The sequence below is a fragment of the Rhizobium sp. A22-96 genome, from assembly GCF_053521805.1.
In genome coordinates this window covers 397,394-409,265 of record NZ_JBNWDQ010000001.1, presented here as the reverse complement: position 1 = coordinate 409,265, position 11,872 = coordinate 397,394, and the positions used below count along the sequence as shown (strand labels likewise).

11 protein-coding genes are annotated in these 11,872 nt (G+C 59.4%); 1 reads left to right on the top strand and 10 read right to left on the bottom strand.

Annotated features, from left to right (window positions below; translation table 11 throughout):
- Positions 1 to 121: 121 nt before the first annotated feature.
- The 4 genes from ACQZ6F_RS01795 to ACQZ6F_RS01780 form a co-directional block, all read right to left on the bottom strand.
- A complete protein-coding gene (locus ACQZ6F_RS01795; protein ID WP_449095773.1) occupies positions 122 to 1,057 on the bottom strand; it encodes a FecR family protein in 936 nt (311 codons plus the stop codon).
- Between the two features lie 98 nt (positions 1,058 to 1,155).
- On the bottom strand, positions 1,156 to 1,662 hold the full coding sequence (locus tag ACQZ6F_RS01790; protein ID WP_267551692.1) for an RNA polymerase sigma factor: 507 nt from the start codon (positions 1,660 to 1,662) through the stop codon (positions 1,156 to 1,158).
- Positions 1,663 to 1,923: 261 nt separating this feature from the next.
- Positions 1,924 to 2,343: a hypothetical protein gene (locus ACQZ6F_RS01785; RefSeq protein ID WP_077468131.1), complete on the bottom strand. Its 420-nt coding sequence runs from the start codon at positions 2,341 to 2,343 to the stop codon at positions 1,924 to 1,926.
- 12 nt (positions 2,344 to 2,355) lie between these two features.
- Positions 2,356 to 3,534, bottom strand: a complete 1,179-nt coding sequence (locus tag ACQZ6F_RS01780; protein ID WP_449095772.1) for an FAD-dependent oxidoreductase — start codon at positions 3,532 to 3,534, stop codon at positions 2,356 to 2,358.
- 117 nt (positions 3,535 to 3,651) lie between these two features.
- Here ACQZ6F_RS01780 and ACQZ6F_RS01775 point away from each other — a divergent pair, with 117 nt between their 5' ends.
- Positions 3,652 to 4,446: an AraC family transcriptional regulator gene (locus ACQZ6F_RS01775; RefSeq protein ID WP_449095771.1), complete on the top strand. Its 795-nt coding sequence runs from the start codon at positions 3,652 to 3,654 to the stop codon at positions 4,444 to 4,446.
- A gap of 47 nt (positions 4,447 to 4,493) precedes the next feature.
- On the opposite strand, the gene ACQZ6F_RS01770 is transcribed toward ACQZ6F_RS01775, so the two are convergent.
- The 6 genes from ACQZ6F_RS01770 to ACQZ6F_RS01745 form a co-directional block, all read right to left on the bottom strand.
- Complete coding sequence (locus tag ACQZ6F_RS01770; RefSeq protein ID WP_449095770.1) at positions 4,494 to 6,845, bottom strand: heavy metal translocating P-type ATPase; 2,352 nt, start codon at positions 6,843 to 6,845, stop codon at positions 4,494 to 4,496.
- A 135-nt stretch (positions 6,846 to 6,980) separates the two neighbouring features.
- Positions 6,981 to 8,168 (bottom strand): GGDEF domain-containing protein, encoded by a 1,188-nt coding sequence (locus ACQZ6F_RS01765; RefSeq protein WP_077468295.1) that lies wholly within the window; start codon positions 8,166 to 8,168, stop codon positions 6,981 to 6,983.
- Between the two features lie 112 nt (positions 8,169 to 8,280).
- Complete coding sequence (locus tag ACQZ6F_RS01760) at positions 8,281 to 9,258, bottom strand: zinc-binding dehydrogenase (RefSeq protein ID WP_449095769.1); 978 nt, start codon at positions 9,256 to 9,258, stop codon at positions 8,281 to 8,283.
- A gap of 41 nt (positions 9,259 to 9,299) precedes the next feature.
- Positions 9,300 to 9,902 (bottom strand): TetR/AcrR family transcriptional regulator, encoded by a 603-nt coding sequence (locus ACQZ6F_RS01755; RefSeq protein WP_449095768.1) that lies wholly within the window; start codon positions 9,900 to 9,902, stop codon positions 9,300 to 9,302.
- A 56-nt stretch (positions 9,903 to 9,958) separates the two neighbouring features.
- Positions 9,959 to 11,215: an arsenic transporter gene (locus tag ACQZ6F_RS01750; RefSeq protein WP_449095767.1), complete on the bottom strand. Its 1,257-nt coding sequence runs from the start codon at positions 11,213 to 11,215 to the stop codon at positions 9,959 to 9,961.
- Positions 11,216 to 11,314: 99 nt separating this feature from the next.
- A complete protein-coding gene (locus ACQZ6F_RS01745; RefSeq protein WP_449095766.1) occupies positions 11,315 to 11,749 on the bottom strand; it encodes a universal stress protein in 435 nt (144 codons plus the stop codon).
- Positions 11,750 to 11,872: the final 123 nt, after the last annotated feature.

The following is an 11,872-nucleotide window of genomic DNA, read 5'->3' as shown; positions in this document are numbered from 1 at the left end:
GTGCCCGCCAATGCGGGATTGCTGCTCAAGAAGGCCTCGGTTCGATGGCCTCGAGAAGTTAGACACCCGAGTGGGCGGAGCTAATGAATGAGTTGAGAATAAAATTCATGTTTTTTGGAATTTAGCCGGAGCGGTAGACGAGCGTGACATAATTGGCCGCGTTCAGGAGGCGGATGCCAAGTGTGTCTGCGATCGTCTGCAAAGCGCTCTCGGTACGGGCCGTTTCAAAAATCGCCGTAACGGGTATGTCGCCGATACTACTATCCATAAGAATGATGCGGCCGCGCCGGTAGCGCTCCAGTTCCGCCAATACGCGCCGCAGGGGCACGTCCTGGAAGATGATCCGGTCTCTGCGCCATGCCTCCACAGTGTCGAGACTTGCCTCTATCGGCTGGCCGAGACCGTCGCGGCCATAGCTGACCTGCCATCCCTCTTCCAGTCGCAGGTTTGAGAATCCGCCTCCTTGGACTCGCACAGCATGTTCGCTGACGGCGACGGTGACGAGATCGTCTACGAATTTCACATCGAACTTCGTTCCGAGTGCGCGGGTGTTTCCACCCCCGGCATCCAATAGAAAGGGGCGAGCCGGATCGCGTGACACATCGAAGAATCCTTCACCGCGATAAAGCTCGACGCGCCGCTCCGTGTCGCTGAAATGCGTCGAGAGTGCCGAATAGCTACCAAGCTCGACTGTGCTGCCATCGGGCAGGTCGATCGTCCTGCGCTCGCCTATGTCGGTTTTGTATTCCGCAAAAAGGCCCGGCTGATTGATGGCATAGAGGCCACCAAGCCCGCCGATGATTGCGACGGAACCCAGGACGAAATTGCGTCGTGACAGCAGCGGGCGACCGCGGCGCATTCGATCGAATTCCGGCTGCATGATGTCGAAGCGTGCCCAGAGGATCTGAGCGTGCTCCCAAGCGGCTACATGGGCGTCATTCGCGGTGAGCCAGGCTTCGAAGGCCTGTCGGTCGGCCGCCGTAACCTTGTCGTCGCGCATCCGCACGAACCATTCCAGGGCTTCCATGACGATCGGATCGGTGGCGTCTTCGTTCATATCGCTTCACAGTCCGGGCGCTCGGCCCGCTCCGGTGTGTCAAGGCCTCTATTCCCAATGACACTTCAGGCGAGCAATCTAATGAATGGTAAACCGGATTAATTGCGACCGATCTTCCGGTCGAGATCGGCAAGGGCGATAACAATATGGGAAATCACGGTGTTACGGGAAATGCCCTGACGGGCGGCGATTTCATCGTAGCTCATGCCCTCGAATTTGTTGAGGACGAAGGCCTCGCGGCGTTTCGGCGGCAGCGATGCGACCGCTTGCAGAACGCGCCGCAACTCGCAGCGATAAACTGCCGTCATTTCCGGCGAGGGGCGGGCGTCGGGTATGGCGTGAAGCTCAGTGTCCGGAATGCCGATTTCGCCGTGCCGCTTGAGATCACGGAGATGATTGAGCGCAAGATTACGCGCCGTCGTCGTCAGATAGGCCGGGCAATTGTCGAGATTGCCGGCATCCGCGGCTGCTAGCAGCTTGATGAAGGCCTGATGGACGAGATCTTCCGTCGTCGCCCTGTTGCCGACAAGGCGCCGGACGAGCTGGCGCAGGCGCCCTTGTTCGGAAACGTATAAACCAGCGATATCAAAGGTCTTGGCATTCATCGACTTCATCCAGACTTCAAGCCTCGAAAGGCCCGAATGTCGGCTGTAGGTGATCGATAAATGCCTCGCAATCTCAATCTATTAGATCGCTTCTAAAATGGAGGTGCGCGCTCCATGGTTATGAGCGCGCCGCCCCGATAAGTGCTTGCTTTTGCTCGACTCGCTTGCCGCGTGGCCGGGATTTATCTTGATTATAAATCTCATGTTTTTAAACATCTGTTGCCATTGGGCAACGTATTGTTACAGGAGCCGGGGCAGATATCAGCTATTAGCTCCGTCCTCTTTTGCCTTGAGAATTTTCTCGGCGAGCTCGAGCGCCTCGCTCGGCGAGGCGACAATTTCCATGCGGGTGCCGAACGCTTTCGTTGCCAGGCTCATCTGAACCTGTATGGCAGCGCGCTTGATGGCGCTGGCCTCGACGCCGATAACTGCCTTGCAGTTTGCGGCGAGAGCCGCCTTGTTTCTTTTCAGCCAGATGCCCCTTGCCTTGCGATCCTCATGATCTTCGGCCGGCTGGTCACCTTCCATGATCACGACGAAGGGCATGGAGATGGCGAGGAAGGAATCCATCTCCCGCTCCCATTGTGCCGCATAGCCAGGCCGTACCGATTGAGCGCTCTGGCGGACGATCGGCCACAGGGAGACATCGTGAAAGGTGAAGGTGGTTGTGTCGATTGTCATGGTATTTTTTCCTCAAGCAATATCTTTGAACAGCATTGCTGCGCCGCGTTCGGACGCATCGATGGCGCGGCCGGCTCGTTCGCGCATATCGGCTTCGTAGTCGAGCAACGCGATATTGGCCGGCCTTGCTGCCGCGCGAGCATCGGCAATGATTCCCGCGAGCACACGCGCATCTTCGAGCGCCGTATTCGCGCCAAGGCCGCCGGCAGGGCTCATCGCATGGATCGCATCTCCCAGAAGCGTCACAGAGCCGAACGGCCAGAGGGCATCGGGGCGTCCGCTTCGAACGGGCAGGGCAGCCACCGCCTCTGGCTTGCTGCGGGTGATGATCTGTTTGAGATCGGGATGCCAGCCGCGCAGCGCAGTCCGAAGCAGGATCGGCAGATCTTGCGCGTGATCGTAGTTCTTCAGACCCAGTCGCTGAACCGGGCCAATCAAAGCCCAATAGAGATAGTCGGCCATCGGCGTCAGTTTGCAGCCGGGCGCATGCCCTGCCGCAAGCTTCGAAAAATCACCGGCAAAACGCATGGCATCGAAAATCGCGGTGCAGCCATCGGCAAAGATCACGGTGGTGCCATCGCTGAACACGTCGGAATCTATCGCCAGTGGCAACTCGATCTTGCCGTAGACGCAGATCGACCCTGTATCGATCGGTTCGGCATAGGGGATCATCTGCCGACGCACCGCCGAATTCACGCCATCCGCGCCGACCAGTAGGTTGCATGATATTGGAGAGAGGTTCTCGAACAGAGCCTCTACAGATCCGTCACCCATGCAGCGATAGCCGCTTATTCCATGGCCGAAATGAACATGGTCCTCTATTCCGGAAAGCAGGATTTCGCGAAGGGTCTGCCGGTTGACGCTCAGATCGCATGCGTCGTCGTCTTCATCCGTATCCCAGCTCGTCGGCGCCCGACCTGAAATCAGCAGAAGCTGTGGCGTCAGGAAACGTCCGGCTGAAGTACTTGTGGAGGCAGTCGCTCGAAAAAGGTCAAAGAGTTCGGGTGTCAGGCACGCCCGCAGCGCTCGTTGCCCGTCAGCGTCTATCCGGATGCGATAGCCCTGAACGCGGCTATCGGGTGCCGGGTCGCGTTCATAGACATCAAAACTGATGCCAACGCGCTTCAAACCCTGCGCGAGGCACAGGCCCCCAAGGCCCGCGCCGATGATGACGACATGAAAATCCTGCATGAATTCTTCGGTTCCGTTCCGCTTTCAAACTCTCGGTTCGCAAGAACGATAGCGCAGGGAGCCGTGGACGTGATAATGACATTCGGACGATAAATATCGCAAACCGGTCAAACAAACGTGGACCTTGAAAACATTGGCGACAGCCTTGATGGACCGCCGCTTATTACCTTCTGGGGATCGGATGAGCCCGGCAGTCCATTCCGTCTCGGGACCTTCGAATATGACTGGCATTGCCATGCGCGCGGCCAGCTATTCTGTATTGAAAGCGGGCTTGTGCACATGCGCACGCCGGCGGGCTCCTGGTTGCTTCCACCGCGGCGAGCTGGCTGGATTCCGCCTGGTGTGATGCACAAGGCAAGCACAAACGGCGTGTTGAGCGGCTGGGGCATCTTGCTGACGCCAGCGGCCAGTGTCGGCTTGCCGAAAACCCCATGCGTTCTGAGCGTCACCGAAGTCTTGCGCGCGCTGGTACAAAGAACCGCGACCTGGCACTGGGAGGAACGGCTTTCGCCGCCACAACGCCGTCTTGCTGCTGTCTTGATGGACGAGGTTCGCGCGGCGCCGACTGAAAGTCTGCATCTGCCCATGCCTGCGGATCGGCGCGTGCTCCGTATTGCCGAAGCGGTGCTCGCGGATCCCGCCCGCGAGCAAACCTTTCATGAGCTAGCGCAACAAGCCGGTATCTCCGAGCGATCGGCGAGGCGGCTGTTCAATGCGGAAACGGGCATGTCTTTTGCCAACTGGCGGCAGCAGGCGCGATTGCTGCTCGCGCTCGAATACTTGACTGCGGGCAGATCGATCATCGAGGTGGCGGACGGCCTGGGCTATGCGAGCGCCAGCAGCTTCATCGCCATGTTCAGGAAGGCATTCGGCCTGTCCCCGCGCCGCTATCTTTCCGTCAGAAAATCCTGACGGGCGCCGAAGGTCGTTCGGCGCCCGGGAAAGATATCTTCCCGTCCTTAGGCTGCTACGCGCCGGCGTTTGCCGCCGAGCAAGCGCAGGGCATTCATGGTGACCAACACCGTTGCGCCGGTATCAGCAAGGATCGCCGGCCACAGACCCGTGATGCCGATGATGGTGGTAACCAGGAAGACACCCTTCAGGCCGAGCGCAATGGTGATGTTCTGGCCAATATTGCTCATCGTCCGCTTCGAAAGGTCGATCATCTCGATGACGTCGCCAACCCGGCCATGCAGCACGGCCGCGTCGGCGGTTTCAAGCGCGACGTCTGTGCCGCCGCCCATGGCAATGCCGACATCGGCGGTGGCGAGTGCCGGGGCATCATTGATGCCATCGCCGACCTTGGCGACGCGGAAGCCCTGGCGCTTCAACTCGCCGACGATCCGCTGCTTGTCCTCGGGAAGCAGTTCTGCCCTGACTTCGATGCCAAGCGTCTTGCCGATGGCCTCCGCGGTGCGTCTGTTGTCGCCGGTCAGCATGATCGTCTTGATGCCGGCATCCGTGAGCGCCTTCAGGCCTGCAGCCGTATCGGCACGCGGCTCGTCACGCATCGCCAGCAGGCCGGCGGCCGCACCGTTGACCAATAAAAGGGAGACGGTCTTCCCGGCATCGTTGAGCTTGGCGATCTGTACAAACTGTTCCTCAGTCAGAGAAACCTTGTCTGCCGCCGCCTGTGGCGAGCCGAGGAAGACCTCGACGCCTTCAACGGTGCCGCTCACGCCCTTGCCACCGATTGCCTTCGCATCGATGACCTGAGGGATGTCGATGGCATCGGCAGTGGCGCGATCAAGGATTGCGCGGGCGAGCGGGTGGTTCGAGCCGGTTTCGAGAGCCGCCGCCAGCCGCAGCACCGCAGCACCGTCCATGCCGAGACCGACGATATCGGTAACCTTCGGTTTTCCTTCCGTCAGCGTGCCCGTCTTGTCGAAGGCAACAGCAGTCACCTTGCCGATGTTTTCCAGCACGGCTCCGCCCTTGAGGAGAAGGCCGCGCCGTGCGCCGGATGATAGCGAGGCAGCGATTGCAGCGGGTGTCGAAATGACCAGGGCACAGGGGCAGCCGATCAGCAGGATTGCCAGACCCTTGTAGACCCATTCACCCCAGGGGCCGTCGAGAAACAGTGGCGGGATGACGGCGACGAGCGCGCCGACAACAACGACGCCGGGCGTATAGTAGCGCGAAAAGCGATCGATGAAGCGCTCGGTCGGAGCCTTGGATTCCTGTGCTTCCTCGACCAGCTTGACGACACGGGCGATAGTGTTGTCGGCGGCAGCTGCAGTGACGCTGATGCGAAGGGCCGCATCGCCGTTGACGGTTCCGGCAAAGACGTTCGCATCTGCCCCCTTGCGCACCGGCGTGCTCTCGCCGGTGACGGGGGCTTCGTCGATGGCGCTTTCGCCGGACAGGATGACACCGTCAGCCGGAATTCGATCGCCGGGGCGAACCAGGATAGTCGCGCCCACGGCCAGGCTTTCAGCCTGCACTTCGCGGGTCTTGCCGTTCTCCTCGATAAGCGCGGTCTTGGGCACGAGATCCGTCAGTGATTGGATGCTGGCCCGGGCCTTGCTCGCCGCGACACCTTCCAGCAGTTCGCCGATCAGGAACAGGAAGACGACGGCCGCGGCTTCCTCGCTCGCGCCGATGATGACGGCGCCGATTGCCGCGATCGTCATCAGCATTTCGATCGAGAACGGCGTTCCCACAATCGCGGCCATGAAAGCGCGACGGGCGATCGGAATGAGGCCGACCAGCATGGCAGCGGTGAAGATCCAGGCGTCCAGTTCGGGCACCATCTTGCCGATGGCCCAGGCGACTGCAACGGCTGCACCACTGGCGATGGTCAAACGGCCTTTCGACGATTTCCACCATGGCCCCGTGGTCGGCCCATGATCATGGCCGTGAAGACCGGCAACGGCTGCATCCTGAACTTTGGCGGCGTGGCTGTGTCCGGCGTGATCGTGCCGATGATCGCTCGTACCATGGTCATGATCGCCGTGGTCGTGATTATGATGGTCATGGTTATGGTCGTGCTCGTCAAGGTCATGCGATTTGTGATCATGGTGATCGTGACCGCAGCCGCAAGCGTGATCTTCTTCGACTTTAACCGCTACGGGCGCAACGCTTTGGGGAAGTGGCACGACCTTGTAGCCCAGTCCGGTGACCCGCTTCGTAATGGCCGGCGCAAGAGTTGCGTCGTCCTGATGCTTGACGGTCATGGTACCGGCCGTCACCGACACTGAAACGTCTTCGACTCCCGGGAGGCGGCGCACGGCGGTGTCGATCTTGGTGGCGCAGGAAGCGCAGTCCATGCCCTCCACGCGATAGCGGCTCTGTTGTGTTGTCGAAGTCATGTTCAGGTTCCAATTTCGCTGTTGGAACCATTGCTACATCCTCTAGCTACTAGAGAGACAAGAGCGAATTTTAGAATTTTTGCATGGCGCCTGCGAGTGGTGGGAATTCACCAAAATACCATGTTGGTCAGATGTTTAGGTCTCGTGGCTGTGGCTCTTCATCGGAACATGTGCCACGGTAACCGTGTTTCGGCCCGCCCGCTTTGCCTCATAAAGTGCGGCGTCAGCTGTCTTGAGGAGGTCCTCGAGCGACTCTTGTGTGGTCTTGCCGCAGGTGACGCCAAGGCTGGCAGTCACATGCCCGTCGTCGAGCCCGCGATGGGGAATGCCGAGGGCTTCGATGGAGCGTCTGGTTCTTTCGGCGATGGCGTAGGCCACCTCGCAATTGGTATCGGGCAATAGCACTAGAATTTCCTCTCCACCGAAACGGAATGCCGTCCCGTTGGCGCCGATCTCCCGCGAGATGCACTGGCAGACGGCGCGAATACAATCGTCGCCTTCCATATGGCCATGGACATCGTTGAACAGTTTGAACCTGTCGATATCGAGCATGATGATGGCGACAGACGCAATCTCGCCGTTCGCACGCCAGATCGACGAGCGCACGCGCTCGAGCGAGTGGCGGTTGAAGAGGCCGGTGAGTTCATCCCGTTCCGACTTCTGCTCCAGCTGCACATGCAGCAGGCTGCCGCGAAGCTGATTGAGGAAATTCAGCCGGTCCTTATGCTCGGTAAAATAGGCGCTCAGCACCAGGAAGATCGCAAGCGTCACATAGAAGGTGACGATGCCGGTGTAGACGACGTCGTCGAAGGCGCCGCTGAGCTTCGTGGTCGTGAACTGCACCGTACACATCAGCACAAGACCGATAAGGATCGTCGCGAACCGGGGCCTGAGGGCGATGACGAAGAACAAGAAGGCGGCGACATTGCCATTCTGATAGACGAATAGATAAGGGCTGCCGCTGTGCATGGCGACCGACATCGGCAGCAGAACGCCGAGCACGGCCACGCCGATAGCAAGAAGATCGTAGTTCAGCGCACTCGGCCATCGCCGCAATGCCACGACGCTGAACAGTGCAAAGGGCGTAAAAATCCCGAAGCGCACCAGCACTAACTGCGAAAAGACGTCCGCCATCATGGTGCGGTCGCCGAAATAGACCAGATCATAGATCAGCGTGCCGACGATGGCCCAGACAGGCGCCAATCTGACGCGGGTTACCGCATAGTCTTTGAGGAAGAGCGATTCTATTGCCGGCTTGAAGCGAAGAAGTCGAAATCCGTTTCGGATTTGATCGTCAACCTCTTCCAATGTCACGGCGCTCACCAATGCTTCTCCGACTCATCAGACTTTTGCGTGTGATAACGCAAAAGTCTGATCAGGGTCTAAAGAATGATGAGATATCAAGGGAGTCACATATGAGTGAGATCGATATGGATCACGGTTTCAGGAGAACCTTGCCCACTTTGCCGGGGGCGAGGGAAGATTTCACCGCCTCAGCAATCTCCGTCATGTCATAGGCCGCTTCCACCGGCAGCTTGACGTCGCCGGTAGCAACACGCGTGATCAGTTCGCCGATCAATCGCTTCCGCTCATCGGTAGGCATGGCTGCGCTGATCTTGCTGCCCCAGAAGCCCTTGATTGTCAGCTGTTTGAAGATGATTGCACCCGAGGCAATATGCATCGGCTTGCCCGCGGCCGTACCGAAGGACACCAGAACGCCATTTTCCCCCAGCAGGTCGGCGAGATTGTTGCTTGCGACGCCGCCAACGGAATCGACCGCCGCCCGGATATGGGCGTCACCGACGATGGCGCGCACCTTGGTTTTCCAATCGGGCGATGCCGTCGAGACGACATTCTCGATGCCGAATTCGGCCAATTCCTCGACGCCGGCGTCGCGCCGAACGAGATTGACGATATGGACGCCGCGACTATGCGCCAGCATGGCCAGGGTCTTGCCGACGGCTCCATTTGCCGCATTCTGGATGATCCAATCGCCCTTCTCGACGTTGAGGAACTCCAAAAGCGCGATGGCGCTGAATGGCATGGCGATGAGCTGTGCAGCGGCCTCGTCGCTGATGATGTCAGGTACGGGAACAAGGCTTGCAGCAGGCGCGGTGAACTGTTCGGCCCAGGTTCCATGAACGCCGGCCACAACGACGCGCTTGCCGATCAGCGCCGCATCAACGCCAGCGCCGATCGCATCGACGATACCCACAGCCTCGCTGCCGCCGATGGCCGGCAAGACCGGCTTATAGCCATAGGCGCCACGCACCGTCCAAAGGTCATGATTGTGGATGGGGGATAGAATCGTGCGAATCCGTACTTGTCCGGCGTCCGGCTGCGGCAAAGGCATTTCGGCAAGACGAAGAACTGCAGCCGGGTCGCCGAAGACTTCGTGAATGGCGCTACGCATTTTGATTTCCTTGCATGTTGATATGTCGGTCCCGGCCTGGGTCAAAGACTGCCGGGAGCGGAAAGGGCTTGCTCGGTGGCAAACAGGGCCTGATCGAGTGGTGTCTTGTCTTTTCCAAGTTTGGCCAGGATCGCCGCACCAAGCCAAAGGCTATAGAGCGAGCGGGCCATTTTCTCCGGGACGCAAGCGGGGGAGATGGAGCCGTCCGCGCGCCCTTCGGTAAGCGTTGTAGTGATGCGTCGAAGGAGATCGTCGACACCGCCGAGCAGGATCACCCGCATGCTTTCCGAAAGATCGGAGATTTCCGCGGCGAGTTTCACGACGAGGCACCGATCGGCAAGGCTGCCGGCATTGCCGTCCGAAAGCCATGCGTTCCAGTAGTGCATCAACCGCTGGCGGCCGGTTCCCTTCCAGCCGAAAAGCGCATCAAGGCGCTGGGCATAGTCGGCGCAATAGTCTTTCAGCAGGGCGCAGCCAAACGCTTCCTTGGAGGCAAAATAATAATAGAAAGATCCCTTCGGCACGGCGCTCTGCTCGAGCAGCTCCTTGAGCCCCACGCCGCCAAAACCCTTACGCAATACGAGTTCCCGCCCGATTTCGAGAATGTGATTGCGTGTCAGATCGGATTTCTTTCTGGTCACCATGGCCAGTGGGTAACAAATAATCGACCGGTCGTCTACAAGGCGGTCCTTGTTTGGTCCTATATCAACAGGAGAGCTGCCAGAGACAGGATCAGCGCCGGGAACATCACGACGACGCCGAGCTTCAGGAAAGCCCAGGTGCCCATGTGAAGGCCTTCGCGACGCAGGGCGGCAAGCCACAAAATGGTGGCGAGCGAACCGGTGACGGACAGGTTGGGGCCGAGGTCGACGCCAATCAGCACGGCCCCGGCAATAGCATCGGGGACATGGGCGGCCTGCACCGCGCTGCCGGCAAAGAGGCCAGCCGGCAGATTGTTGACGAGGTTGGAGACGATAGCGACCGAGAGTCCTGCCGCCCCGATTGCCTGCGCCTGCGATTGAGCCGCAAGCGATGCGAGCCTTTCAGACAGAAGAGCGGTGAGGCCGGTGTGGTTGACCGCCTCCACGATGACGAACAGTCCGGCAACCAGCGGCAGAACGCTCCAGCTTATCCCCCGGATGGTCTCGATCGGGCTTTGTCGTGTGATGGCGAGAATGATGACCGTCGTGAGAATACCGGCCGCAAAGGTGGGGATGCCGAGATCGAGATGCATCGCCGATGCGCCGATCAGGATCAGCGCCGTTACCAAAAGTCCCCATCCTGCCAGCCTGGCGCTTTGCGACAGGGCAGGCTGTTCGACGGTTGGTGCGATGGTGTCTTCGGCCAACGCTTGCCTCTGCGTCCAGTAAAGGCAGACAAAGGTCACTATGATCGAGACGATCGAAGGCAAGAGGAATGTTGCCATCCAGCGCGACAAGGGGGGCATTTCGCCGCCGGCGAAGATGACAAGATTGGCCGGATTTGAAATCGGCAGGACGAAGCTGGCGGCATTGGCGATGAAGGCGCAGACCAGCAGGTAGGGCATGGGGTCTTTGACCCGTGCCGCGCGGCAGGCGGCATAGACCGCGGGTGTGAGGACGACCGCGGTGGCGTCGTTCGACAGAAACACGGTCACGACAACACCAACGACGTAGACGAGCAGAAACAGCCGCCGTGGCGAGCCTTTGGCATGGGAAGTGGCGATCGCCGCGACCCAGTCGAACAATCCCTCGCGGCGGGCAAGTTCTGATAGCAACATCATGCCGATCAGGAAGAGATAGACATCGAAGCCCTTGGATACGCCTGCCCAGACATCGGCTGGGCCTATCAGCTGAAAGGCGAGGAGGAGGGCGGCACCAAGCACCGCCCAGACGGCTTCCGGCCATCGGAACGGACGTGCAACGACGCCGAGAGCAGTCAGTCCGGCAATACTCCAGGTGATGGCGGCTTCGGTCATTCAGATCATCTTGGGTGCCGGATGGAAGCGGGTATGTAACACTCTCAAACCGCAAAGCAAGCAATCACAAGGTTATTGCGCGATGGGAAGCGAGGTTTGCTAGTTTTTGCCTGCGGTTACCGATCTTTCGGCGCGGTCGATGAGAACCGAACATTCGGCATGTCGGATGACATATTCGACGGTTGAGCCGAAGATGCGGTCAAGGATGTCCGAGGCATGCGTTGCCAGGACGATCAGATCCGCCTTCCTTTCTTTGGCAATGATCAGCAAGGTTTTCGACGCCGTGCCCGTACGCACATCGATCGTCGCGGTTATGCCAAGACGCCTGCAAAGCGCATTGAGCTTTTCCTCGGCTTCTCCGATCACGGACACGGCCCATTCGTCCGGGCTTTCATGTCCCGAGGGAAATCGCTCGACAATGTGGACTACGGTCAGCTGGCCGTTCGGCTTGAGGAGGGCGTAGGAGGTGCGCAACAGATGCTCGGCGCGTTCGCGTGATCCGAGCCCGATTGCACACATAACCCTGTCATACATCGTCATCTCCCTAAACGCCTCGGCATCCGAACGGTCTGCTGGTTCCGTATTCAATGTCAGGCTGAATTTGTCTGCATAATTAGTCACTTGTCCAGCACATCGATAATGGCGCCGCCCGTCAAG

Excerpts from the sequence above, each read along its gene's own strand:
- ACQZ6F_RS01795 (WP_449095773.1), bottom strand. The coding sequence starts at position 1,057 with ATGAACGAAGACGCCACCGATCCGATCGTCATGGAAGCCCTGGAATGG.
- ACQZ6F_RS01790 (WP_267551692.1), bottom strand. The coding sequence starts at position 1,662 with ATGAATGCCAAGACCTTTGATATCGCTGGTTTATACGTTTCCGAACAA.
- ACQZ6F_RS01785 (WP_077468131.1), bottom strand. The coding sequence starts at position 2,343 with ATGACAATCGACACAACCACCTTCACCTTTCACGATGTCTCCCTGTGG.
- ACQZ6F_RS01780 (WP_449095772.1), bottom strand. The coding sequence starts at position 3,534 with ATGCAGGATTTTCATGTCGTCATCATCGGCGCGGGCCTTGGGGGCCTG.
- ACQZ6F_RS01770 (WP_449095770.1), bottom strand. The coding sequence starts at position 6,845 with ATGACTTCGACAACACAACAGAGCCGCTATCGCGTGGAGGGCATGGAC.
- ACQZ6F_RS01760 (WP_449095769.1), bottom strand. The coding sequence starts at position 9,258 with ATGCGTAGCGCCATTCACGAAGTCTTCGGCGACCCGGCTGCAGTTCTT.
- ACQZ6F_RS01755 (WP_449095768.1), bottom strand. The coding sequence starts at position 9,902 with ATGGTGACCAGAAAGAAATCCGATCTGACACGCAATCACATTCTCGAA.
- ACQZ6F_RS01750 (WP_449095767.1), bottom strand. The coding sequence starts at position 11,215 with ATGACCGAAGCCGCCATCACCTGGAGTATTGCCGGACTGACTGCTCTC.
- ACQZ6F_RS01745 (WP_449095766.1), bottom strand. The coding sequence starts at position 11,749 with ATGTATGACAGGGTTATGTGTGCAATCGGGCTCGGATCACGCGAACGC.